This is a genomic window from Bacillus velezensis, from assembly GCF_001461825.1.
GTDB lineage: Bacteria > Bacillota > Bacilli > Bacillales > Bacillaceae > Bacillus > Bacillus velezensis.
Genome location: NZ_LLZC01000008.1, coordinates 93,172 through 115,677 on the forward strand (window position 1 = coordinate 93,172; position 22,506 = coordinate 115,677).

A 22,506-nucleotide genomic window follows, 5' to 3' on the forward strand; every position below is an offset into this window, starting at 1 on the left:
GTTGATATATATACTGTACCTCATTTGCCAAAAAGAAAAACGCCTGAACATCGGGGCGGGAAAGGAGACCGGGATGCCGTTTATTACAAAAATATCGACCCAAAAGAAAAATACCGAGCGCTTCAACATCTTTCTTGATGAGAAATATGCATTCAGCGTCGACGCCGACGTGCTTGTGCGTTTTGACCTGAAAAAAGGGAAAGAACTCGACGAGCTTGACATTCTTGAAATCCAGCACGGCGATGACGTGAAAAAAGCCTTTAACCGCGCCGTAGAATTTTTATCATACCGGATGCGCTCTGAAAAAGAAGTCCGGGATCATCTGAAGAAAAAAGAAACACCGGATATGGTCATTTCTGAAGTCATCCATAAACTGTACGATTACAGCTACTTAAATGACAAAGAATTTGCGGAAGCTTATGCGAGCACCCACAAAAAAACAAACGGCAAAGGCCCTGACGTCCTGTTCCGCGAGCTGAAAGCGAAAGGAATAGACGACGATACCATCAAGGAGACGCTCAGCGCGTTTACATTTGATGAGCAAATACAAGAAGCGCTGAAACATATCGGCAAAATCCTCAAAAAAGACAAAAAGCTGTCCACAAAAGAGATCAGACAGCGGGCGCAGATGCAGCTTCAGCGAAAAGGTTTCCCTTTCGACGTCATCAATGCCGCTCTGGAACAGACGGAGTATGAAAATGATGATGAAGCCGAGATGGAAGCTCTGAAGGCTCATGCGGAAAAAGCGATCAGGAAATACCGCTATGACGGCAGTTATGAAAGCGGAATGAAGGTCAAACAGTACTTATTCAGAAAAGGATTCTCGATTGACGATATTGATCAATTCTTGCAGGAAGAGGAGTAAACTGAAATGGACAAACGATACAGTCAAATGACGCCTCATGAACTACAGACCGAAATTGCGGGGCTGACGGAAAAAGCGCGAAAGGCGGAACAGATGGGCATTGTAAATGAACTGGCCGTGCTTGAACGGAAAATTACGATGGCCAAAGCTTACATGCTGAACCCGGAAGACTTTCGGCCCGGCGGGGTGTATCAGATAGAAGGTTCTGATGACACTTTCCGCATTGATTACATCAACGGCGTATTCGCCTGGGGACACAGATCTTCCCCGTCTGACGGGGAAGAAGCACTGCCGATTTCCGTTTTAAAAGAAAAAAAATAACAAAAGAGGCCGGTTCCGGCCTCTTTTTCTTTTCGGGCACATTCGTTTCAACCTTTCAGTAAAAAATGATTGAATTCATTTTTGATATCTTTTAAGATGGAATTCGTTGTTTTTTTTAATAAAAAGGAGGCGATTCGCGTTGAATATCAAAATGAAACAGCCATCTGTGAAATTAATGATTTTTGTTTTAATGATTTGCACATTTTCCATCGGGTATACGGAATATGCTGTCATGGGTATTCTGACGTCGATTGCCGATGACTTTCATATACATGTATCTTCAGCGGGCATGCTTGTTACGGCGTACGCGGCAAGCGTCTGCCTGACGGGCCCGATCGTAACCATTATCGCGGTTAAGCTGCCGAGAAAGCCGGTGCTGCTAGGGTTGATGGGCATCTTCGTCCTTGCCAACCTGATGAGCGTCTTTGCGCCAAACTTCGCCGTGCTGGCGATTTCCAGAATTTTATCCGCATCCATCCACGGAGCTTTTTTTGCGATCGCCATGGTGTTTGCGAGTGAAATGGTGCCGCCTGAAAAACGTTCCGCCGCCGCGGCTTCCATGAACGGCGGATTAACCGTGGCGCTGATGCTCGGTGTCCCGTTCGGCTCTTATTTAGGGGATGCCCTTAACTGGCGGGCCGTCTTTTTCATTATTTCCGTTTTAGGCATGATCGGGCTGATCGGACTGATGCTGGTCGTGCCGAACCGGAAACCGAAAGTGATCCCGATGCTGATGAATGAATGGAGTGTCTTTAAGCATAAACAAGTGATTTTTTCCTTTGCGATCACCATTCTCGGCTACTCAGGCGTATTTATCGCTTACACGTTTATTGAGCCGATTTTAAGAGATTCAGCGGGGTTCGGCACAGTCGGCATTACAGGCGCATTATTTGCCTACGGTCTCGGCGGAGTGGCGGGGAATTTTTTCGCGGGCAAAGTGCCGCTCAAACTGCTGACGCGCACGATGATCGGTGTGATGATCGGCTTGATCGGCGTCTTGGCGATTTTCCCTTATATCGCCGTTTTTCCAGCCGCCGCCGTTTCAGCGACATTTTTATTCGGCGCATGTGCGTTCGGCACGCCGCCGCTTTTGCAGACCAAGGTTATTTCTTCCTCTGAAAACGGCACGACAATCGCCGCTGCGGTGAGCGTTTCCGCCTTTAACCTGGCAAACGCGCTCGGCGCCTGGATCGGCGGGTTGATTCTCGGGGGAACGGGATCTTACTCATGGCTGTTTGCCGGCGGTGCGCTGATGACGGCTCTCGGCCTTGTGCTTTCCACGTTCGCTCATCTGTCTGAGAAGAAAGATGTCTATGAATACCAAGTGCATAAAGGATAACAAAAAGCTTGCAGGGGATATTCCGCCTGCAAGCTTTTTTCAGTGTTTCAATGTAATGCTGATCACCGTATGTTTATCACTCTCAGCTAAGGAAATATTCCGGGTTTCCGGTACCCCGTCTTTTTCAAAAACGACGGCATAGGTTCCTTTCGCGCCGCTTTTCCATGCAATATCGCCGTGGTGATCAGTCTTGCCTATTATCTCTCCGCGGTCTATATTCGGCTGATGATCTGACTCCGCCGCTTTCATCACGGTGACCGTCACACCGGCCGCCGGTGAACCGTCTGCATCCTCAACATGGAGCGTAACGGGCAGTGCTTTTTTGGCGGCGGAATCATCCGCTTTGCCGCATCCGCATAAAACGGCCGCGGCGAGCAAGAAAACAAAAGCTTTATTGATTTGACCAATATTGAATGTTGTCGAATACACTGTTTGTCACCCTTGTTCCCAGATTATAAGACGACCCGCCGTTTGTATGAATGGCAATGGCGGTCTGGCCGGTGTCGCTGTAATTGCGGTAAACGGGCGATCCGCTCTGGCAGCCGAACGTATCTGTCGTGTAGGTGAGTTTATATGTCTCGGCAGAACGTATCGGCTTGCTGTCCGACCACATGGAACCGGACACTTTGTCGCACGGATACCCTGTCACGGTTGAGGAAAGCCCGGCCGGACTGGAACTGTTGGTCGTCCGGTAGCCGTACCAGCCGACAGTATTCCCGGGCGACCCGTTTACTTTGATTGCGCCGTAGTCGTAGTTTGTGTCACCGTTTTCTGTCCACCCTTTGACGCTGTAGAATGTCTTGCCTGAATAAGAGCCGTACGGGTACGATGACCCGTTGCGGCCGGGAGCTGCCGTAATTTTCGATGCCCAGCCGTTTTTCTGATCATACACGCAATGTCCCGCCGTAACGATCGTGTCGGCATTGACAAAAAAACCGGTGCATCCGTAAGTGCTTGTGCTGCCGCTGTATGTAACGGTCAGCTGTGCTGTCGCGCGATATGGAAATGATGTTGTAGGAGAAATTCTGATTCGTTCGTCTGTCCCAATAATACTGGAAGGCTTTAATGACTTGATGTCAGCTTTGCTGTTTTGTGCAAGCTGTCTTTTGGTGAGGCCCGTTCCTTCATAAGCGGGGGATGTCTGTGTTGTTTGTACAGGCTGATTCAGATGTGCGTCAAACTCCTCACCGCTGTTTGATACAGATGTCTGCGGACTGCCCTCTGCTTCTGCTGAAACAGCAAATAATGAAACTGACAGTAAGAATGCGGTAAGGCTCAGCAATCGTTTTGAAACTGTCTTCATTTTATAAAACCCCTCCTTTTTTGTCTACCGGCTTTCGGTTGAACATTTAACATATTATGGAATTTATTTAGCGTTATGACCTCAAAAGAATGTTTTTCTCCGCAAAAAAGAGACCGGATCATTCCCGGTCTCTTACGGTGTGTGTTATCGTCTGCCTGAAGCTCTCATGCGCTCTTGCGGGTGCGAATTAATTGAACCGTCCGCCCGTTTAGAAGCGTAGTCATCCTTTGCACGCGGTTCGCCTTCAAACTTATTATTGTTCTGATTAGGAAATCCTTTTGCCTTGTTCCGGACCATTTGTTTTCCCCCTCGGCCAATATCAAAAGGTTGCGCCTTCTGGACTGAAGACGTAAAGTTAGTATATGCCTGTGACAAGCTGCGTAAAAGCAGCAGGTTTTCCCAAGGAAAGGAGACAGAGACATGAATACATATATCGACAAACTGACGAATTTGCTGCTTGAGAAAAATGACATGCTCAGCTATTTGCAAGCGCGAACTTGGGTTGAGCTTTTATGGGGAGATTTCGAAGCGACTTACGCAAAAGCCGGCCGCCCGTATCAAGGAGAGCAAATGACGGAACGCGTCGTCAAGGAATGGATCGAATCATACGGCAGCAAGCTCCATATGTTCCAGAGCGTTCGGGAAGACGTTTCTCATTATTTGGATCAAAGCAGGGGCCTCCTGCATTAACATAGCAGTGCGCCCGCCGGATATATTCCGGCGGTTTTTTCTTTTTATAAAAGAAATGGGAAAATCATGTTTGACGACCCGCGGAATGTGGAAATGTGTAATAACTTATAAAATAGCGGGGAGGAACCACAATGAACATGAAAAAGGGGTTAACCGCATTTATTCCGGCCGCAGGACTTTGCTTATTTTTAGCCGCAGGCACCGTTTTTTTCGATCCGGCAGCGAATGCCGCAGCAGTTCACCAGACAAAAATAGACACCGCAGCAGATACATATATCGTGAAAGCAGGAGAACTTAACGTCCGCAAAGAACCAAATAAACAAGGGGCGATTATCGGCACGCTTCGTTCAGAGGATTCCGTAAAGGTTAAACGGCTTCAAGGAGCAGATTGGGCTGAGATTGACTACAAAGGTCACAAAGCCTATATCTCCACACATTTTCTGATGAAGCAGCCGGTGAAGGCGGTGACGGCGAAACAAACCGCTTTTTATACGCCGACTTTGGAAACCGGCAAACAAAGGTCCGTTAAAGCGGGTGAAACCGTCAATGTGCTCGGCTGGGGGTTCAGCCATGACGGAGGGTTTGACCGTAAATGGGCGTACGTCACATACGGCGGGAAAGCAGGTTATGTGAAAACGGCCGACTTAACTCAAAAATAAAGATTCAGGCAGGCGAATGAGCCTGCTTTTTTTCTGAAACCTTCCGCCTTTCCTTTCGTAAAAGATGAAAAGGAGAGTGAGGGATATGATAATGGTGATCGGCGGCCTTCTGATGGCTGCAGCCGGCATTTCAGTCACATTTTTTCCGCCGAAGTCGATCAACAGCCTGTACGGATATCGGACGAAGCGCTCTATGGCGGATGAGTCGCAGTGGAGAGAAGGCAATCGATTCAGTGCGCTCCTCATGATTTTGTTCGGCCTTATTTCGGCGGCAGCTGGATTTGCGGGCAGCCTGCTTATCCGGCTGACTCAGCCGTTCGCCCTGATCGTTCAGGCCGTATTGTTGATTGCGATCAGCGTACTGATCATCGTCTTAACAGAAAGAAGATTGAAACAAACGGGGAGGAGAATCGATGAATGACATTACGTTTCACATGATCGAAACAAACGGAGTGACGCTGCACACGGCTTCAGCCGGTCCGAAAGACGGTCCTTTGGCGGTGCTGCTGCACGGGTTTCCGGAATTCTGGTACGGCTGGAAGAGCCAGATCAAACCGCTGGCGGATGCCGGATATCATGTTGTCGTGCCTGATCAGCGCGGCTATAATCTCAGTGACAAACCGGAGGGCATTGAAAACTATACCATTGATACGCTCAGAGACGACATTATCGGGCTGATCACGCATTTTACAGATGAAAAAGCCGTCGTCATCGGCCACGATTGGGGAGGAGCCGTGGCCTGGCATTTGGCATCCACGCGGCCGCAATACGTTGAAAAATTGATCACGGTCAATATCCCGCATCCGGCGGTTATGCGGAAGGTTACACCGTTCTACCCGCCGCAGTGGAAGAAAAGCTCTTATATCGCGTTCTTTCAGCTTCCGGAAAAGCCGGAACGGAGATTGTCTGAAGACGATTACCGCGTATTGGATCACGCGATCGGCTTATCCGAACGCCCGGCGCTTTTTTCACGGGAAGATATCGGCAGCTACAAAGAAGCATGGGGCAGAAAAGGAGCGCTCACGGCGATGCTGAACTGGTACCGGGCGATCAGAGCCGGCGGTTTAGGCCCTGCCGTTCCGCTTAAAATGCCCGTTCCGTACCGATTAATATGGGGCGTCAATGACCGCGCGCTGAGCAAAAAGCTTGCCAAGGAAACAAAACGGATGATTCCAAACGGCGACTTAATCTTTATAGACGATGCCTCACATTGGGTCATTCACGAAAAACCGCGCATCGTCAGTCATTTGATTCACGAATACCTTCAGCAATAAAGTCTGTCCCGCGTACAGACTTTTTCTTTTTTTTCTCATATCTGCCGAAAAACATGACAAAATATAAACCATATGCAGAAAAAAATTTTCTTTCCCTGTAACAAAAAAAGGGTTTAAACGTCATTAAAAAAAGGAAAAGCCTTACTGAAGTTTTGCGGACAATTCCTTTAAGGACGTCCTAAAAAAAGAATAATACAAAGAAGGTGCCTTCATGAAACAAAGGTTAATCTCAATTATTATTCCGTCTTACAATGAAGGGAACAATGTCAAGCTCATCCATGAATCTTTAAAAAAAGAGTTTCAGACGATTCATTATGACTATGAAATTTTCTACATCAATGACGGAAGCGCGGATGACACCCTTCAGCAGATTAAAGAACTGGCCGCCAGAAACCATCGCGTCAAATACATATCTTTTTCCCGCAACTTCGGGAAAGAAGCGGCTATTTTGGCAGGATTTGAACACGTGCAGGGCGAAGCGGTAATCGTGATGGACGCCGATCTGCAGCATCCGACCCATCTGCTGAAAGACTTCATTCAAGGCTATGAAGAAGGGTATGACCAAGTCATCGCGCAGCGCAACCGAAAAGGGGACAGCCCCGTGCGTTCCGTGCTTTCTTCCCTGTATTATAAATTTATCAACAAAGCCGTCGAAGTGGACCTGCGTGACGGGGTCGGAGATTTCCGCCTGCTGAGCCGGCAGGCCGTTGATGCCCTTTTGAAGCTGAGTGAAGGGAACCGTTTCTCGAAAGGGCTGTTCTGCTGGATCGGGTTTGACCAGAAAATCGTATTTTATGAAAATGTCGAAAGGAAGAACGGCACGTCCAAATGGTCATTCAGCAATCTGTTCAACTACGGAATGGACGGGGTCGTCTCCTTCAACAACAAGCCCCTGAGGGTATGCTTTTTCACCGGTATTCTGATATTGCTTCTGTCGATGGTTTATATTGTAACGACCTTTGTTCATATTCTGACACACGGCGTGTCCGTACCCGGATACTTCACCATTATTTCCGCCGTGCTGTTTTTAGGGGGCATCCAGCTTTTGAGTCTCGGCATCATCGGAGAATACATCGGCCGGATTTACTATGAAACAAAAAAACGCCCGCACTATTTAATTAAAGAAGCGAATATAACATACGGAGAACAAAATGAAACGAATTATACAAAAAAGCGCAAGTGGAACCATTAAACAGCCGCCGCTGTGCGCAGGGTCTGGGGACGTTGTATGAAAAAAAATAAATGGATCTTGCCGGCAGCCTGTGTGCTGGCTGCGGCAGCCGCTCATATTTTTTTCTTAAAAGAGTGGTCGGCAGGCCGCTATATGACGGGGTCTGGAGACGGGATCGCCCAAATGGCGGTCTTCAAAAAGCTGCTGTTTGATCAATATATGAACGGCAGGCTGTTTTACAGCTATTCGTTCGGACTGGGCGGGGGCGTGTACAGTCAGCTCGGCTATTATTTCTCTACTTCATTTCTATTCCTGTTTATCTCCGCCGCTGTCCGCTTTTTGCAGCTTATTCAGCTGACGGGCGAGGCTGATGCGCTGTTCTGGGCGCAGGCCTCCGTTTTTATCAGCATCGCCAAGCAGAGTTTTATCATATTCACGGCGGCGTGTGTGTTCCGTTATTTCGTCAAACGGACGGTGCCTGCTTTTACCGGCGCCGTGTTGTACGGGGTCTCGATTATCTACTTCCGGCATGAGGTATATTGGGACTTTTTCACTGACAGTATGGTGTGGCTGCCGCTGCTCGTGCTCGGCGCGGAAAAAATCATCAGGGAAAAAAAGCCGTCGTGGTTTATCTTCGCCTGTGCGCTGACATTGATCAACAACTTTTATTTTGCGTATATTAATCTGATTTTCATCGGCATTTATATCTTATTCAGGTGGGTGATCCCCCTTGAAGGCAATGAGGCGAAAAGACTCACTCAATGCAGGATATTTATTCTGTCGGGTCTTCTCGGGTTCGGCATAAGCGCAGTTTCTTTTATTCCTGTCGTATACGGATACCTTCATAATCTGCGGCCGCCGTATTCAGAGCATATTGCATGGCTTGATTTTTCCGACAACATTTTATTTTCAAGCCGGATTATCATCCTGCCGGCGGCTTTTTTGCTCTTTCTATTTACATTTTCTTTATACAAAAACCGCTTGTTCCGGCTGTTTGCGGGAATCAGTCTGCTGTATATTCTGTTTCACTTCAGCCCGTTCGCGGCAAGTGCCTTTAACGGCTTTTCAGCTCCGCAGAACAGGTTTGAATACGTCCTGTGCTTCACGATTGCCGGAACGGTTTCAGCCGGGCTTTCTAAGCTTTCAGACATCAGCATGAAGAGTATGCTGATGTCCGCCGTACTCGTCGTTCTGCTCTATTGGAGCCAGGTGAGGCGGTACAGTCTGGATATTTCTGATCACGCCAATCTGCCCGTCATTCTTCTTCTGGTGCTGACCATAGCCGCTTTCTTCGCAGCAAAGACAAGACTGAAAGGCGCGGTGCCCGCCGTCTATGCCGTCATTTTGCTTACGGCGGTGCTTACGGCTAATACATATGAAAAATATGCTTTATCAGAAGGCGGGAAGATTTATACGGTATCGCATACATTTATGACGGGTGCTGACTATAAAGGCAAAGAGCAATCAGAGCTCATTCAGCGTCTGAAAGCAAAAGACCCTGATCCGTTTGCCCGTTTAGATTGGATGAACGGTGTTTTCAATAACACCCCGATCATATACGGATTCAACGGATTCAGCGTATACTCAAGCATACTGAACCGCAATCTGCTGTCCTTTTACTGGAACGACCTCCGGATTGACATGGGCAGAGAAAGCGTCAGCCGCTATGCGACATTAGGAAACAGGGCTAATTTATACAGCCTGCTTTACGGAAAATATTATATGACGGAAAAAGCAAACGAGGCCGGCGTGCCGTACGGGTTCAAAAAAATCATGGAATCATCCCATTATGCGGTTTATCAAAATCAATATATGCTTCCGTTCGTACGGACAGCCGATCGCGTATATAACGAGGGCGGTCTGAAAAAAGCGCCCGCCCTTGCCAGGGAACGGGCAATGCTTGACGGGATCGTCACGGAATCAAGCACAACCAACACGAAAAAAGCGCCTGAGGCGAAAAATATGATCCGCCATGCAGAGGTAGCGGCCGAACATGGCGATTATCATAACGGCATCCTGACGGTAAACGAAGACGGCGGCGGCCTGATCATTAAGCCGCAAGCCGCTAAGATGGACGGCGGCGATTATTACGTCAGCTTTTATTTGAAGAATAAAGCGAAGGACCAGGGCTTTACATTAAAAGTGAACGATTACACGACAACGAGAAAATCGAATCAATCCATTTACAAAACAGGTGTCAACGATCTTACTGTGAGAGTGCCGAAAACAAAAAACATCCAAATCCGTCTGCCGAAAGGATCGTATCAGCTTGACAGACTGGCGCTTTATGAAGAACGGTACGATACGCTGAAAAGCGCATACCGAAAAGCGGAAAAAGAACCGCCGGCCGATCTCAGCTGGCGCGGAAATACGCTTCATATCTCGTATGATAACAAAACCCGCGCGCCGTATATCATGCTTCCGATTCCATATGAAAAAGGCTGGGAGCTGAAGATAAACGGCAGAAAAGAGCAAATTGAAAAAGCGGATTATTCCTTTATCGGATTTAAAGCGCAAAAAGGAAAAAACGATATTCAATTAACGTATTACCCGCCGTTTTTTAAACCCGCGGCCGCTCTATCGGTAATCAGCCTCGTGTTTGCCGCTATATATGTGAGAAGACAAAAAAAGCCCGGCTCTTAAACAGAGCCGAGCTTTAATTTTTTCTGCAGTTTTTCCTCGCTGAAAATCCAGCCCGTGTAAGAAGAGAGAAGCTCTAAATCATGACTGAGATGGACGATGGCGACAAAAGGATAGTGGCCTTTGCTTCGGTAGCGCAAATCAATAAAGCGCACCTCATAATGATCTTTAAAGGTATCGACCTCCCACCTGTAAACGGGGGAAAAGGAAAGAAAGGCTGCAATATTTTCGTCCTGTTTCGCGGCCTTCATCACATCGGTTTCCGGAACGGGCACGCGGTTGAATGTATCCAATATCACGACATGGCCGTCAAGGCTTCTGCCGACATAAAAGGCATGCGCCGTCGTCACGGCGATACGCCACTGCCTGAATTTCATCGTCGGCGAAATAATGATGGTTTCAATCTCCTCTTCAATCATCTCGCGCAGCCTTCGCTTTATCCGCAGCTGCATCAAAAACCGGACGGCGTAATATCCTGCGAGGATGATATAAAGCATCAGAAATGTCACGCCCGGATGACCTCCGATATACCACACGGCAATCGCGGCCAAATGGCTGACGAAAATAAACGGATCAAAGGTATTGATTAAACCGAGAGCGATCCATTTTCTCGAAAACGGGCGGATGGCCTGCGTGCCGTACGCGTTAAAAATGTCAACAAACACATGCAAAACGACAGCCAGAAGCGTCCACAGCCACAGGTGCAATAAGTTCGCTTCCGGATAAAACATAAACAAAATACCCGGAATCAGAACGGACCAAAATAATACGGCGGGAATGGAGTGCGTGAACCCTCTATGATTTCGAATATAAACGGCATTATTTTTCAGCTTCAATATGGTATCAATATCAGGTGCCTGAGAGCCGGCAAGAGCGGCGATCATAACTGCCTGAGACATGGGGGTGTGCATGCCGACGGCAGGATCAAGAGTTGCGATTCCGCCAAGCGCGATACCCATGACAACGTGAGTGCCAGTATCCATTGTTGACCTCCTAGCAGGCGTTAAAAATCAGTCGCCCGCATATTTCGCATTATAAGATATTCCCCATTTTCTGTTTGCCCAATCATGGCGTTTATCCGCCGTTCTCATATGTTTCCGCTTTTTCTTTATCACTATTTAATGTAACATATTATCGTAACGTGCCCTAAGTTTACACCAAAATACGGTGTCAAGAAAAGCGGAACCCGAAACATCTGAGGAGAAGATATGAACGCACTTGAAGAAAAAATGAAACAAAAAGATATAGACAAATTTCGCGAGGACTTAATTACATGGTTCGAAAGAGAACAGAGAATTCTGCCGTGGAGAGAAAATCAGGACCCGTATCGGGTGTGGGTGTCAGAGGTGATGCTGCAGCAGACGCGCGTAGAAACCGTTATCCCTTATTTCCGGCGGTTTGTTGAGCAATTTCCGACCGTTTCGGCGCTCGCTGAAGCTGATGAGGAAAAAGTGCTCAAAGCCTGGGAAGGGCTAGGTTATTACTCCCGTGTAAGAAATCTGCAAAGTGCCGTAAAAGAAGTGCATGAGCGATACGGGGGAGTCGTCCCTGCCGAGGAAAAGGAATTTGGCGGATTGAAAGGCGTCGGCCCTTATACAAAAGGCGCCGTGCTCAGCATCGCATACAACAAACCGATTCCCGCCGTAGACGGCAATGTGATGCGTGTCATGTCGAGAATTCTTTCCATATGGGACGATATCGCAAAACCTAAAACGAGAACCATTTTCGAACAGGCGGTATCCGCTTTCATTTCTCATGAAAAACCATCTGAATTCAATCAGGGTTTAATGGAGCTCGGCGCGATCATCTGCACCCCGAAATCGCCGTCCTGTCTGCTTTGCCCCGTACAAAAGCACTGTTCGGCATTTGCGGAAGGGACAGAGCGGGAGCTGCCCGTTAAAAGCAAAAAGAAAAAGCCCGGAATAAAAACAATGGCAGCCGTTGTGCTGACAGACGATCAAGGCGATGTCTATATTCATAAACGGCCGCCAAAAGGCTTGCTCGCCAACTTGTGGGAGTTTCCGAATACCGAAACCCAGAAAGGAATCAAAACCGAAAGAGAGCAGCTTGAAGCCTATTTAGAAAAAGAGATGGGAACAACCGCTGAAATCGGGGAGCTGGAAGGCATCGTAGAACATGTTTTCACCCATCTCGTCTGGAATATTTCGGTCTTTTTCGGTAAAGTAAAACAAGTGTCGGATACAACGGAACTCATACGGGTCACAAAAGAGGAGCTCGAGGAATACGCATTTCCCGTTTCCCATCAAAAGATATGGAAAATGGCGGAAGAAAGCGGCCGCCTGTAAAAAGCGTCAGTCATAGCTGACGCGAGTGCCGTGGCCGTAATCCGCTTCATTCCGTTTCAGTCCGCCGCGGGCTTCGATTTCCTGAATCAGTTCCCGGTATTTGGACTGGCCTTCTTCGTTTAAATACGGCATAATTTGCTGGAAGGCATGATGGAAATAGGCGAGCTCTGAATCTTTCCAATCTTTTTTGGGCATCATGGCCAATTCGCCCATATCACGTCCGACATACATATAAAAGACCCCTTTCAACACATATTGCTTTTATTGTTTGTTGAATGAAAAGAACTATACACAGCAAGGAGCTGAGGAAAAATGGAACAAAATAAATGCGCACTGGTCACGGGAAGCAGCCGCGGCGTCGGGAAAGCAGCCGCCATCAGACTCGCGGAAAAAGGATACAACATCGTCATCAATTACGCCCGCAGTAAAAAAGCGGCATTAGAAACCGCCGAAGAAATTGAAAAACTCGGCGTTAAAACGCTCGTCATTAAAGCCAATGTCGGCCAGCCGGCAAAAATCAAAGACATGTTCCGCCAGATTGACGAAACATTCGGCAGACTGGACGTGTTCGTCAATAATGCGGCTTCAGGCGTGCTGAGACCGGTTATGGAACTCGAAGAAACACACTGGGACTGGACGATGAATATCAATGCCAAAGCATTGCTTTTCTGCGCCCAGGAAGCGGCAAAGATGATGGAGAAAAACGGAGGCGGCCACATCGTCAGCATCAGCTCGCTCGGCAGCATCCGCTATCTTGAAAACTATACGACGGTCGGTGTCTCAAAAGCCGCTTTAGAATCGTTAACCCGTTATCTGGCGGTTGAGCTGTCTCCGAAAAATATCATCGTAAACGCGGTGTCAGGCGGAGCGATTGATACGGACGCGCTGAAGCATTTCCCTAACAGAGATGAACTGCTGGAAGATGCCCGCCAAAATACGCCGGCCGGCAGAATGGTCGAAATTAAAGATATGATCGATACGGTGGAGTTTTTAGTTTCTTCAAAAGCGGACATGATCCGCGGTCAGACCATCATAATTGACGGCGGACGCTCTCTGCTCGTATAAGTTTTAAAAAAGATGAATAGCCTTATCATCTCCTGCGCATTCTAAAGTGCGTGGAGGTGATAACAATGGCAAACTCAAAATTCAGCAAAACAGACGTTCAGCAGGTGAAAAGACAAAACCAGCAATCAGCTTCCGGTCAGGGTCAATTCGGCACTGAATTCGCCAGTGAAACTGATGCGCAGCAGGTTAGAAAGCAAAACCAATCTGCTGAACAAAATAAACAGCAAAACAGCTAATCACTGAAACGAAAAAGCACTTCATCTTCGGATGGAAGTGCTTTTTTCTGTTGCCGAAACGACAAAACTTGTGATTCCTCTACAGAATGAGTCAAAGGGTTTTCCGGCGGAAAATCGAAATGGTAAGGAGTATCAACCTAAAAGCCTAAGGAGGAACCCGATGTCAGAGTTTGAAAAGCTTGTAAGTGAACAGATGAAAATCATGGATCAGCTTCTCGAGCTGCAGTCAGAACTTGACCGCTGCCGGCAGGTGGAAGCGGAACTCATCAGTCTGGAAAGAGATGCAAAGCTGGACAATGTACAGGACGAAATTGCGACAAAGCGAAAAGACCTGGCCGGCATACAGGAGTTATTCCAAAGGCAGACAGAGCAAGTCATCCAGTCTTATCGCAGCACGGAAAAGCCGTCTTCCTATGTGCAGAAATGAATGTGCCATTCCGGAAGCGGAGTGGTTCTTTTATTTTCATTTTTTAATTCGTAACGTTATAATAGTGAAAAGACTTGTCGGAAAGCAATTGCGGCTGCATTGACTGCAGGGCTTTACAGAAAGTAGGGGAGAAATATGGGATATCCCAAGGAAGGAGAAACCATTCAAATTCACAGCTATAAGCATAACGGGCTGCTTCATCGAATTTGGAATGAAACGACGATTTTAAAAAGTACGGAATTGTGTATCATCGGAGCCAACGACCGGACAATGGTGACGGAATCCGACGGACGGACGTGGGTGACGAGAGAGCCGGCGATCTGCTACTTTCATGCCCGTCAGTGGTTTAACGTCATCGGAATGCTGAGAGATGACGGGGTACACTATTATTGCAACATCAGCTCGCCGTTCGCTTATGACGGAGAGGCCATCAAATATATTGATTACGATTTGGATGTCAAGGTGTTTCCGGATATGACGTATAACATTCTTGACGAGGATGAATACGATGATCACCGCAAATCAATGAATTACCCTAAAGAGATCGACAGCATTCTGAAGGAGTATCTGAATACGCTGCTGCACTGGATTCATCAGCGGAAAGGACCGTTTGCTCCGGAATTTGTTGATATGTGGTATGAACGGTATCTGCGCTATACAAAATAAAGAATACAATAAAAAAACCTGTTGGGGTGTCAACAGGTTTTTCACATGGGCTCACACGCCTTAAAGAGAGAGGGGGATAAAGTGTGGGCGTAATCAGACGCTATATGCAATTTGTAAAACCTTATAAAAAACAAATTTTTATCACAGTGTTAATCGGCATCATAAAATTCTCCATCCCGCTGGCTCTCCCGCTTCTGTTAAAATACGTGGTCGATGACATTATTCAAGGGAGCGGAACGGCAAGCGCTAAAACATTATCGCTATTTACGATAATGGGTATCATGTTCGTGCTGTTTTTAATTCTGCGTCCCCCGGTAGAGTACTATCGGCAATACTTCGCGCAATGGACGGGCAGCCGGGTGCTCTACGATATCAGGGGGGTATTGTTTGATCATATTCAAAAATTGAGCCTGAGGTTTTATGCCAACACGAGAACGGGCGAAGTCATTTCCCGGGTGATAAATGATGTCGAACAGACAAAAGACTTTGTCATAACGGGACTGATGAATATCTGGCTTGATATGATGACAGTGCTGATCGTCATCTGCATTATGTTTACACTCGATGTCAAGCTGACATTGATATCTGTCATTTTGTTTCCGTTATACGGAATTTCAGTGAAATACTTTTACGGCCGCCTCCGAAAACTGACACGTGAGCGTTCTCAGGCACTCGCCCAAGTTCAGGGACATTTGCACGAAAGAGTTCAGGGGATGCCCGTTATCAGAAGTTTTGCCATTGAAGATTATGAACAAGCCAATTTTGATGAAAAAAACGGACATTTTCTGGACAGAGCGATCCGTCATACGAATTGGAACGCAAAAACGTTTGCAGTCGTGAATACCATTACGGATTTGGCGCCGCTGCTTGTTATCGCGTTTGCGGGTTATTTTGTCATAAACGGCCCGCTGACGGTAGGGACGATGGTTGCGTTCGTCGGCTACATTGACAGAATGTACAATCCGGTCAGAAGATTGATCAACTCATCGACGACGCTGACCCAGTCGATCGCTTCGATGGACCGCATATTTGAATTTATCGACGAGCCGTATGAACTGACTGATAAACCGAATGCAGTAAAAGCTGACGGCATTAAGGGCGAAGTTGAATTCCGAAATGTCTCGTTCCGTTATGAGGAAGGAAAAGAAACGATTTTGCAGGACGTTTCCTTAAAGGTGACAAAAGGGGAAACCGTCGCGCTCGTCGGGATGAGCGGCGGCGGAAAATCGACGCTTGTCAGCCTCATACCGCGTTTTTATGATGTATCCGGCGGCAGCCTGCTGATTGACGGCACAGATATTCGCGATTATGAAGCGAGAAGCCTCCGCAATCAAGTCGGAATGGTGCTTCAGGATACGTTTCTGTTCAGTGAGACAATTCGTGAAAATATCGCCATCGGTAAACCGGGAGCGTCTCTGGATGAGGTGGTTGCGGCAGCGAAAGCGGCAAATGCCCATGAATTTATTATGAACTTCCCCGAAGGCTACGAAACCAAAGTCGGCGAACGGGGCGTCAAATTGTCAGGCGGGCAGAAACAGCGGATTTCCATCGCGCGTGTATTCTTAAAAAATCCGCCGCTGTTAATCTTGGATGAAGCGACATCGGCTCTTGATCTTGAAAGTGAACACTACATTCAGGAAGCGATGGAAAAGCTTGCGAAAAACCGGACGACTTTTATCGTCGCCCACAGGCTGTCCACGATTACGCATGCGGATAAAATTGTCGTCATGGAAAACGGCGCCGTCGTCGAAACCGGCACGCACGAGGAATTAATGGCCCAAGGCGGCCAGTACAGACACTTATTTACGATTCAGAATTTGAACTGATACAAAAACGTATGCCGCCCGAATGGGCGGCATACGTTTTTTTGAATGCAAAAAAACCCGGTTTTACGGAAGCACCGGGTTACTCTTCGTCTGTTTCTAATTCGCTGTCTTTCGGGTGGTATGTCTGAAAACTCGTAATTAATGTATCGAGATGCTCCAGCTGCTCGCGGTATTCCGCAACCGCAGCCATAATGCTGAGCATATTGTAATCAAGCAGTTCATCCTCGCAGTTCTGCTGATTTTTCAAGAAAGACTTCGTCAAAAGCTGTTTATATCTTATGCTTTCTTCAGCATCGTCATCATGCGGTTTGATCTTGCCGACCGTCCGCATCAGAATCCTTTCATGCCAATGTAGCAGATAATCAATTTCTTCTGTCAGCGTCTCCTGAAATTCCTCCGGCATATGATAAATCTCGTTTTCATAGCGGTGCAGCTTTTTCAGCGTATCAAGCGCCCGATTCGCCGTAATAATCGCCTGTCTGAACAATACAAGCTTGCGCGACTTTACATACGTCGTTTTCTTAAAGTAGCTTCTCTCCTCTTTATAAAGAAGGTACGTATGATCAAGCTTCATCATCTTTTCCTTCAGCTTCTCAATATCCTCTTTCAATATCGAGTGTTCCGTGGACTGGCGCATCGTCAACCTGATCCATTTCATGATCTCATCGGTATATTCAACCGTATGATGAGTCAGCTTCGTTTCGTATTTCGGCGGAAGAAACACAAGGTTCACAATAAAAGAAGACAGCACGCCTAAAATAACGGTGCTTGTTCGTATCAGAGCGAACGTCAGGAAGCTGTTTCCCGGTGTTTCTAAAATTGCGATAACCGTCACGAGCGCAATCGAAATGGTGTGTTCAATTTTCAGTTTTAACATGATCGTGATGACAATCACTGCGGTCAATCCGATCATAATCGGACTCGGTCCGAAAATCAGTCCGAATGCCGTAGCGATGACAGCGCCGATGATATTTGCCTGAACCTGATCAATAATGATAAGAAAAGACCTGTAAATAGAGGGCTGTATGGCAAATATAGCTGCAATCCCGGCAAAGATCGGCGACGGAAGTCCGATCCATGATGCTAAGTAGAGCGCGAGCGTAATCGCAATCCCTGTTTTAAAAATGCGGGCACCAAGTTTCATTGGTTTGTGCGTGCATTCCTTTCTCTAATAAATTATGTGCCGAACGAACGGCTGACACTTACATTTCCCTGTCGGCTGATTTGCTAAACAATAAAGTAATATACAGGGATCATACCAATTATTCAAGGTCTTTTTTTGAAAAAACCATTATCTCACAAATCGGACAAAAAGAAAAAGCGGAAGCCCCGGGCTCCCGCTTGTTTCAGCAGTTATTTTTTCATATGTCTGAACGCATCTTCAACTGCTTGTAAAGTGGCGTCGATATCCTCTTCAGTATGTGCGGTTGTGATAAACCAAGCTTCATACTTCGATGGAGCGAGATTGATGCCGCGCTCAAGCATCAGCTTGAAGAACTTGGCGAATGCTTCTCCGTCCGTATTTTCCGCCTGCTCGTAATTGACGATCTTTTCATCAGTGAAGTAAACCGTGAGCGCGCCTTTTAAACGGTTGACGGTGATGGTAATGCCATGTGTCTCCGCATGGGCGAGAATGCCTTGCTCAAGTCTGGCGCCGAGCTCATCAAGCCGCTCATATACGCCCTCTTCCTTCAGGACTTCCAGGCAGGCGATGCCTGATAAGATAGATGCCGGGTTTCCGGCCATCGTGCCGGCTTGATATGCCGGACCGAGCGGAGCAACCTGCTCCATGATCTCTTTTTTGCCTCCGTAAGCGCCGATCGGCAAGCCGCCCCCGATAATTTTACCGAGCGCCGTTAAATCAGGCTTCACTTGAAGAAGATCCTGCGCGCCTCCGTACATAAAACGGAACGCCGTGATCACTTCATCATAAATGACGAGCGCGCCCGCTTTATGGGTCAATTCATTTACCTGTTCTAAAAATCCTTCTTCAGGTTCAACGATGCCGAAGTTTCCGACGATCGGCTCGACGAGAACCGCTGCAATTTCCGAACCCCATTTATCCAGCGCGGCTTTGTAGCTTTCAATGTCATTGAAAGGAACGGTAATCACCTCATTGGCGATGCTTTTCGGCACGCCGGCGGAATCAGGGGTGCCGAGCGTAGACGGACCGGAACCCGCAGCGACAAGTACGAGATCAGAATGGCCGTGATAGCAGCCGGCGAATTTAATGATTTTTGTCCGGCCTGTATAAGCGCGTGCAACCCGGATCGTTGTCATCACCGCCTCAGTGCCTGAGTTTACGAATCGTACTTTATCAAGTGAAGGAATGGCCTCCTTCAGCATTTTGGCGAAAGTGACCTCATGTTTGGTCGGCGTCCCGTACAGCACGCCGTTTTCAGCCGCTGTTTTAATCGCTTCAGTAATATGCGGATGGGCATGTCCGGTAATAATCGGGCCGTAAGCCGCTAAATAATCGATATACTGATTCCCGTCTACATCCCAGAAATAAGCGCCGTTCGCTTTTTCCATCGCAACGGGTGAACCGCCGCCTACCGCTTTATAGGATCTGGACGGGCTGTTCACGCCTCCGACGATATGCTCTAACGCTTCCTTATGAAGTTCAACTGATTTTGTATACAAAAAATGACCCTCCTAATATCTCCTTACATCATGTTCTATTGTAGCATGCTTCATTGCAAGCACAACGGTTCATGCTTCCAGAAAAGAGCGGGAGGATAACGGTTGTAATCTTAACGTGAATTGGATACGCTTAATAAAAAACCCGGAGGTATAAGAAATGACGATTGAAATCGGACAAACAGCACCGGATATGAAATTAGTGAATGACAGCGGGGAAGAAGTAGCATTGACGGATTTTAAAGGGAAGTACGTCGTTCTCTATTTTTATCCGAAAGACATGACACCCGGATGCACGACGGAAGCATGTGATTTCCGTGATCAGCACGAAAGTTTCGCGGGACTTGATGCGGTTATCATCGGAGTAAGCCCTGACAGCCGTGATAAACATGAAAAATTTAAGCAAAAACACGATCTTCCTTTCCAGCTCCTCGTTGACGATGAGCACAAACTGGCGGAAGCTTTTGATGTGTGGAAGCTGAAGAAGAATTTTGGGAAAGAATATATGGGTATCGAGCGATCTACTTTTTTGTTAGACAAAGAAGGCCGTCTTGTGAAGGAGTGGAGAAAGGTAAAAGTGAAAGATCACGTTGCCGAGGCGCTTCGCGAATTGGAACAAATTGCGTCTAATTAATGGACAAATGCTGAGCTCACGGGGTTTTCTTCAGATTACATTTGACAGGAGACCGGAAAAAGATGTACACTAATTATAAACATTATAAAGTAAGAATCTTTTTTAGAAGAGAGGTGCATGACGGATGGCTGCACATGAATTAAAAGAAGCCTTAGACACGTTGAAGGATACGGGAGTCCGGATTACTCCTCAACGTCATGCCATTCTGGAATATCTCGTGGATTCTATGGCACATCCGACAGCGGACGATATATATAAAGCCTTGGAAGGGAAATTCCCTAATATGAGTGTTGCGACAGTGTATAACAATTTGCGTGTATTCCGGGAAGCGGGGCTTGTAAAGGAACTGACGTACGGAGATGCGTCCAGCAGATTTGACTTTGTCACCTCTGACCATTATCACGCCATTTGTGAAAGCTGCGGAAAAATCGTAGACTTCCATTATCCCGGGCTTGACGAAGTGGAACAGCTTGCGGCTCACGTCACGGGGTTTAAGGTAAGCCACCACCGTTTGGAGATTTACGGCGTCTGCCAAGAATGTTCCAAAAAAGAAAACCACTAAACGAAGCTGACCGCTTTGATACGGTCAGCTTCGTTTATTTTACACTGTTTTTTCTGTTATAAGACTCATCGAACGCTTTGCCTTCCAATCCTTTATCCAATGTAAGCGGCTCTCTGCAATGCATGCACATATCCACTCTGCCCAGAATCTTCGTTTCTTTCTCGCAAGCGGGGCACATCACCCGGACCGCTTTTGTGGACAGCATGCCGATCCAAAAATAAACGGCGGTGCTGAGCCCGATCGACAGCAGGCCGAGAACCATAAACAAGCTGGCAAGCAAAACAGACTGCTTAAAGAACAGCCCGATGTACATAATGATAAACCCAACGAAAACCAAACTTAACGCAAACGTTCTGATCTTATTAATTTTGCTCGAGTATTTCGCCATGTCCATCCCCCTCTCGTTTAACTATAGCACAAAACAGATGGCATATTCTTCATGTTTTCGTAAGAAAAGGGAAGAATAAATATGGCACCTGAAAGGAAATTTGTTATAATAGTGCAATGTGTTTAGAAAAAAGGACTTTCATGTTTTATCATAGAAATGTAGAAACAATAGCTAGTGAAACAATCGCATTGGAGGAATCGTAATGGACAATCTTCTCCGTCCAATTTACCAAGAAAGAGCAAGTCATCCCGATACGCTGGCCGTCCTTATGATTGAGAGAAGGAGTAAAGCATCATCCATCACGGATAACTTTGATGCGGTCATGCTTGTCATTGTCAAACAGGCTGATGAACCTCTTTTTATAAAGCATTATGAATTCGAACAAAAAACCGCTTCTTTACATATTGTAACGGATGCTCTGCTTCAGGAATGGATTCTGCTTGGGACAAATAGAAGAGTCATAGATTGGATCATCAACGGCAAAGTGCTGTTTGACCGCAATGAATATATATCTGAACTCAATGACCGGCTCAGCACTTTTCCTTTCGCCGAGCGGAAATTAAAGATCGGAATGGAATACGGCAAGCTGATCAGAAGATTTGTAGAAGGAAAAGCGTTTTTTGAAGCTGATCATTTTCTGGATGCATATTATGCGGTAGTGCATGCTCTTCACCACTTGGCCCGCATAGAAGTGATTGACCGGGGGTTTTATCCCGAAACGACAGTCTGGAACCAGGTCCGTCACATTGAGCCGCAGGTATATAAGTTATATTCCGAACTTGTCGAGAGTCACGAAAGTTTGGAGAAAAGGCTCGAATTATTATTCTTAGCAAATGATTTTCTCATCCATTCAAAAGCTGAAATCGGTTCTGCGCACCTTTTTCAAGTGATGAAAGAAAAAGAAATGTGGCAGTTTGGAGAATTGCTACAGCACCCTGAACTGCTGCACTTCACCCAAGATCTTGGTGTCATGCTTGATTACCTGACGGAAAAAGGCTTTGTTGAAGTATCTCAAATAGAGACCAAAGGGCAGGAAGTATATCATCGAGGATATTCTTTCAAAAAAAGTGTTGACGCTGAATCATAGGCATGGTATATTATTAAACGTCGCTGATGCGCTTCAACAAAAAGCTCACAGCGGCGGAGAAATAAAAACAAAAAAACATTTGACAGCAACTTTCTGAAATGTTATACTGAAAAAGTCGCCTCAAGATGAGGTTGAGATGATCTTTGAAAACTAAACAAGACAAAACGTACCTGTTAATTCAAAGTTTTAAATAAATCGCACAGCGATGTGCGTAGTCAGTCAAACTACTTTATCGGAGAGTTTGATCCTGGCTCAGGACGAACGCTGGCGGCGTGCCTAATACATGCAAGTCGAGCGGACAGATGGGAGCTTGCTCCCTGATGTTAGCGGCGGACGGGTGAGTAACACGTGGGTAACCTGCCTGTAAGACTGGGATAACTCCGGGAAACCGGGGCTAATACCGGATG

25 protein-coding genes, 1 rRNA gene and 1 pseudogene are annotated in these 22,506 nt (G+C 46.9%); 19 read left to right on the forward strand and 8 right to left on the reverse strand.

Annotation, left to right across the window (positions count from 1 at the left end):
* The first annotated feature begins 73 nt into the window (after positions 1 to 73).
* The 3 genes from recX (at position 74) to AR442_RS03835 (ending at position 2,525) form a co-directional block, all read left to right on the forward strand.
* Positions 74 to 865, forward strand: a complete 792-nt coding sequence (gene recX / locus AR442_RS03825) for a recombination regulator RecX (RefSeq protein ID WP_053285207.1) — start codon at positions 74 to 76, stop codon at positions 863 to 865.
* A 6-nt stretch (positions 866 to 871) separates the two neighbouring features.
* The gene (locus tag AR442_RS03830) at positions 872 to 1,186 is read left to right on the forward strand and encodes a YfhH family protein (RefSeq protein WP_007408553.1); all 315 of its coding nucleotides are present in this window, start codon (positions 872 to 874) and stop codon (positions 1,184 to 1,186) included.
* A gap of 145 nt (positions 1,187 to 1,331) precedes the next feature.
* Positions 1,332 to 2,525, forward strand: a complete 1,194-nt coding sequence (locus tag AR442_RS03835; RefSeq protein ID WP_025284446.1) for an MFS transporter — start codon at positions 1,332 to 1,334, stop codon at positions 2,523 to 2,525.
* A 39-nt stretch (positions 2,526 to 2,564) separates the two neighbouring features.
* On the opposite strand, the gene AR442_RS03840 is transcribed toward AR442_RS03835, so the two are convergent.
* The 3 genes from AR442_RS03840 to AR442_RS03850 form a co-directional block, all read right to left on the reverse strand.
* Entirely contained in the window at positions 2,565 to 2,954 is a 390-nt protein-coding gene (locus AR442_RS03840; RefSeq protein WP_053285206.1) for a DUF2606 family protein, read from the reverse strand.
* Complete coding sequence (locus AR442_RS03845; RefSeq protein WP_029973980.1) at positions 2,917 to 3,828, reverse strand: trypsin-like serine peptidase; 912 nt, start codon at positions 3,826 to 3,828, stop codon at positions 2,917 to 2,919. Before AR442_RS03845 ends, AR442_RS03840 begins: the two co-directional genes overlap by 38 nt.
* A 144-nt stretch (positions 3,829 to 3,972) precedes the next feature.
* Entirely contained in the window at positions 3,973 to 4,125 is a 153-nt protein-coding gene (locus tag AR442_RS03850) for a small, acid-soluble spore protein K (RefSeq protein WP_003155495.1), read from the reverse strand.
* 123 nt (positions 4,126 to 4,248) lie between these two features.
* On the opposite strand from AR442_RS03850, the gene AR442_RS03855 reads away from it, so the two are divergent.
* The 6 genes from AR442_RS03855 to AR442_RS03880 all read left to right on the forward strand — a co-directional run bounded on the left by AR442_RS03855 (position 4,249) and on the right by AR442_RS03880 (position 10,265).
* Positions 4,249 to 4,518, forward strand: coding sequence for a YfhJ family protein (locus AR442_RS03855; protein WP_003155492.1), 270 nt, complete (start codon positions 4,249 to 4,251; stop codon positions 4,516 to 4,518).
* Positions 4,519 to 4,649: 131 nt separating this feature from the next.
* The gene (locus tag AR442_RS03860) at positions 4,650 to 5,177 is read left to right on the forward strand and encodes an SH3 domain-containing protein (RefSeq protein WP_053285205.1); all 528 of its coding nucleotides are present in this window, start codon (positions 4,650 to 4,652) and stop codon (positions 5,175 to 5,177) included.
* Positions 5,178 to 5,262: 85 nt separating this feature from the next.
* Positions 5,263 to 5,598, forward strand: a complete 336-nt coding sequence (locus AR442_RS03865; protein ID WP_053285204.1) for an SdpI family protein — start codon at positions 5,263 to 5,265, stop codon at positions 5,596 to 5,598.
* The gene (locus tag AR442_RS03870) at positions 5,591 to 6,451 is read left to right on the forward strand and encodes an alpha/beta fold hydrolase (RefSeq protein WP_053285203.1); all 861 of its coding nucleotides are present in this window, start codon (positions 5,591 to 5,593) and stop codon (positions 6,449 to 6,451) included. Before AR442_RS03865 ends, AR442_RS03870 begins: the two co-directional genes overlap by 8 nt.
* Before the next feature lie 211 nt (positions 6,452 to 6,662).
* Entirely contained in the window at positions 6,663 to 7,643 is a 981-nt protein-coding gene (locus AR442_RS03875; protein ID WP_003155484.1) for a glycosyltransferase family 2 protein, read from the forward strand.
* Positions 7,644 to 7,679: 36 nt separating this feature from the next.
* A complete protein-coding gene (locus AR442_RS03880; protein WP_053285202.1) occupies positions 7,680 to 10,265 on the forward strand; it encodes a YfhO family protein in 2,586 nt (861 codons plus the stop codon).
* On the opposite strand, the gene AR442_RS03885 is transcribed toward AR442_RS03880, so the two are convergent.
* Complete coding sequence (locus AR442_RS03885; protein WP_017419155.1) at positions 10,262 to 11,245, reverse strand: metal-dependent hydrolase; 984 nt, start codon at positions 11,243 to 11,245, stop codon at positions 10,262 to 10,264. The two genes, AR442_RS03880 and AR442_RS03885, sit on opposite strands and share 4 nt — an antisense overlap.
* A 225-nt stretch (positions 11,246 to 11,470) precedes the next feature.
* On the opposite strand from AR442_RS03885, the gene mutY reads away from it, so the two are divergent.
* Positions 11,471 to 12,568 carry an A/G-specific adenine glycosylase gene (mutY, locus tag AR442_RS03890; protein WP_053285201.1) on the forward strand — a complete coding sequence of 366 codons (1,098 nt, stop codon included), beginning with the start codon at positions 11,471 to 11,473 and terminating at the stop codon, positions 12,566 to 12,568.
* A 6-nt stretch (positions 12,569 to 12,574) separates the two neighbouring features.
* Here the strand turns inward: mutY and AR442_RS03895 are convergent, their stop codons facing one another.
* Positions 12,575 to 12,799 (reverse strand): hypothetical protein, encoded by a 225-nt coding sequence (locus tag AR442_RS03895; protein ID WP_013351495.1) that lies wholly within the window; start codon positions 12,797 to 12,799, stop codon positions 12,575 to 12,577.
* Positions 12,800 to 12,880: 81 nt separating this feature from the next.
* On the opposite strand from AR442_RS03895, the gene fabL reads away from it, so the two are divergent.
* From fabL to AR442_RS03920, 5 genes and pseudogenes are all read left to right on the forward strand, one after another.
* Positions 12,881 to 13,633 carry an enoyl-[acyl-carrier-protein] reductase FabL gene (fabL, locus tag AR442_RS03900; protein WP_017419158.1) on the forward strand — a complete coding sequence of 251 codons (753 nt, stop codon included), beginning with the start codon at positions 12,881 to 12,883 and terminating at the stop codon, positions 13,631 to 13,633.
* Between the two features lie 83 nt (positions 13,634 to 13,716).
* Positions 13,717 to 13,869 (forward strand): annotated as a pseudogene (locus AR442_RS03905) (gamma-type small acid-soluble spore protein); the annotation flags it as partial.
* Between the two features lie 160 nt (positions 13,870 to 14,029).
* Positions 14,030 to 14,296 (forward strand): YgaB family protein, encoded by a 267-nt coding sequence (locus tag AR442_RS03910; RefSeq protein ID WP_003155476.1) that lies wholly within the window; start codon positions 14,030 to 14,032, stop codon positions 14,294 to 14,296.
* Between the two features lie 135 nt (positions 14,297 to 14,431).
* On the forward strand, positions 14,432 to 14,962 hold the full coding sequence (ntdP, locus tag AR442_RS03915; RefSeq protein ID WP_003155475.1) for a nucleoside tri-diphosphate phosphatase: 531 nt from the start codon (positions 14,432 to 14,434) through the stop codon (positions 14,960 to 14,962).
* 83 nt (positions 14,963 to 15,045) lie between these two features.
* Entirely contained in the window at positions 15,046 to 16,788 is a 1,743-nt protein-coding gene (locus tag AR442_RS03920) for an ABC transporter ATP-binding protein (RefSeq protein ID WP_017419159.1), read from the forward strand.
* 79 nt (positions 16,789 to 16,867) lie between these two features.
* Here the strand turns inward: AR442_RS03920 and AR442_RS03925 are convergent, their stop codons facing one another.
* Both AR442_RS03925 and AR442_RS03930 read right to left on the reverse strand, forming a co-directional pair.
* Entirely contained in the window at positions 16,868 to 17,932 is a 1,065-nt protein-coding gene (locus tag AR442_RS03925) for an aromatic acid exporter family protein (RefSeq protein WP_007610190.1), read from the reverse strand.
* A gap of 209 nt (positions 17,933 to 18,141) precedes the next feature.
* The gene (locus AR442_RS03930) at positions 18,142 to 19,431 is read right to left on the reverse strand and encodes a glutamate-1-semialdehyde 2,1-aminomutase (RefSeq protein WP_007408567.1); all 1,290 of its coding nucleotides are present in this window, start codon (positions 19,429 to 19,431) and stop codon (positions 18,142 to 18,144) included.
* 157 nt (positions 19,432 to 19,588) lie between these two features.
* Between AR442_RS03930 and bcp the strand changes: the two genes are divergently transcribed.
* Together bcp and perR are read left to right on the forward strand one after the other, a co-directional pair.
* Positions 19,589 to 20,062: a thioredoxin-dependent thiol peroxidase gene (gene bcp, locus AR442_RS03935; protein ID WP_003155466.1), complete on the forward strand. Its 474-nt coding sequence runs from the start codon at positions 19,589 to 19,591 to the stop codon at positions 20,060 to 20,062.
* A gap of 124 nt (positions 20,063 to 20,186) precedes the next feature.
* On the forward strand, positions 20,187 to 20,624 hold the full coding sequence (perR, locus tag AR442_RS03940) for a peroxide-responsive transcriptional repressor PerR (RefSeq protein WP_003155465.1): 438 nt from the start codon (positions 20,187 to 20,189) through the stop codon (positions 20,622 to 20,624).
* A gap of 34 nt (positions 20,625 to 20,658) precedes the next feature.
* Here perR and AR442_RS03945 read toward each other — a convergent pair whose 3' ends face one another.
* Positions 20,659 to 21,012: a YgzB family protein gene (locus tag AR442_RS03945; RefSeq protein WP_022552794.1), complete on the reverse strand. Its 354-nt coding sequence runs from the start codon at positions 21,010 to 21,012 to the stop codon at positions 20,659 to 20,661.
* Between the two features lie 202 nt (positions 21,013 to 21,214).
* On the opposite strand from AR442_RS03945, the gene AR442_RS03950 reads away from it, so the two are divergent.
* Both AR442_RS03950 and AR442_RS03955 read left to right on the forward strand, forming a co-directional pair.
* Positions 21,215 to 22,099: a nucleotidyltransferase-like protein gene (locus AR442_RS03950; RefSeq protein WP_014417244.1), complete on the forward strand. Its 885-nt coding sequence runs from the start codon at positions 21,215 to 21,217 to the stop codon at positions 22,097 to 22,099.
* Positions 22,100 to 22,328: 229 nt separating this feature from the next.
* A 16S ribosomal RNA gene (locus AR442_RS03955) occupies positions 22,329 to 22,506 on the forward strand; the annotation flags it as partial.

Excerpts from the sequence above, each read along its gene's own strand:
- perR (WP_003155465.1), top strand. The coding sequence starts at position 20,187 with ATGGCTGCACATGAATTAAAAGAAGCCTTAGACACGTTGAAGGATACG.
- AR442_RS03910 (WP_003155476.1), top strand. The coding sequence starts at position 14,030 with ATGTCAGAGTTTGAAAAGCTTGTAAGTGAACAGATGAAAATCATGGAT.
- AR442_RS03860 (WP_053285205.1), top strand. The coding sequence starts at position 4,650 with ATGAACATGAAAAAGGGGTTAACCGCATTTATTCCGGCCGCAGGACTT.
- AR442_RS03830 (WP_007408553.1), top strand. The coding sequence starts at position 872 with ATGGACAAACGATACAGTCAAATGACGCCTCATGAACTACAGACCGAA.
- recX (WP_053285207.1), top strand. The coding sequence starts at position 74 with ATGCCGTTTATTACAAAAATATCGACCCAAAAGAAAAATACCGAGCGC.
- AR442_RS03945 (WP_022552794.1), bottom strand. The coding sequence starts at position 21,012 with ATGGCGAAATACTCGAGCAAAATTAATAAGATCAGAACGTTTGCGTTA.
- AR442_RS03880 (WP_053285202.1), top strand. The coding sequence starts at position 7,680 with ATGAAAAAAAATAAATGGATCTTGCCGGCAGCCTGTGTGCTGGCTGCG.
- AR442_RS03845 (WP_029973980.1), bottom strand. The coding sequence starts at position 3,828 with ATGAAGACAGTTTCAAAACGATTGCTGAGCCTTACCGCATTCTTACTG.
- AR442_RS03950 (WP_014417244.1), top strand. The coding sequence starts at position 21,215 with ATGGACAATCTTCTCCGTCCAATTTACCAAGAAAGAGCAAGTCATCCC.
- AR442_RS03870 (WP_053285203.1), top strand. The coding sequence starts at position 5,591 with ATGAATGACATTACGTTTCACATGATCGAAACAAACGGAGTGACGCTG.
- AR442_RS03875 (WP_003155484.1), top strand. The coding sequence starts at position 6,663 with ATGAAACAAAGGTTAATCTCAATTATTATTCCGTCTTACAATGAAGGG.
- AR442_RS03865 (WP_053285204.1), top strand. The coding sequence starts at position 5,263 with ATGATAATGGTGATCGGCGGCCTTCTGATGGCTGCAGCCGGCATTTCA.
- AR442_RS03855 (WP_003155492.1), top strand. The coding sequence starts at position 4,249 with ATGAATACATATATCGACAAACTGACGAATTTGCTGCTTGAGAAAAAT.
- AR442_RS03885 (WP_017419155.1), bottom strand. The coding sequence starts at position 11,245 with ATGGATACTGGCACTCACGTTGTCATGGGTATCGCGCTTGGCGGAATC.
- AR442_RS03895 (WP_013351495.1), bottom strand. The coding sequence starts at position 12,799 with ATGTATGTCGGACGTGATATGGGCGAATTGGCCATGATGCCCAAAAAA.
- AR442_RS03925 (WP_007610190.1), bottom strand. The coding sequence starts at position 17,932 with ATGAAACTTGGTGCCCGCATTTTTAAAACAGGGATTGCGATTACGCTC.
- ntdP (WP_003155475.1), top strand. The coding sequence starts at position 14,432 with ATGGGATATCCCAAGGAAGGAGAAACCATTCAAATTCACAGCTATAAG.
- bcp (WP_003155466.1), top strand. The coding sequence starts at position 19,589 with ATGACGATTGAAATCGGACAAACAGCACCGGATATGAAATTAGTGAAT.
- fabL (WP_017419158.1), top strand. The coding sequence starts at position 12,881 with ATGGAACAAAATAAATGCGCACTGGTCACGGGAAGCAGCCGCGGCGTC.
- AR442_RS03850 (WP_003155495.1), bottom strand. The coding sequence starts at position 4,125 with ATGGTCCGGAACAAGGCAAAAGGATTTCCTAATCAGAACAATAATAAG.
- mutY (WP_053285201.1), top strand. The coding sequence starts at position 11,471 with ATGAACGCACTTGAAGAAAAAATGAAACAAAAAGATATAGACAAATTT.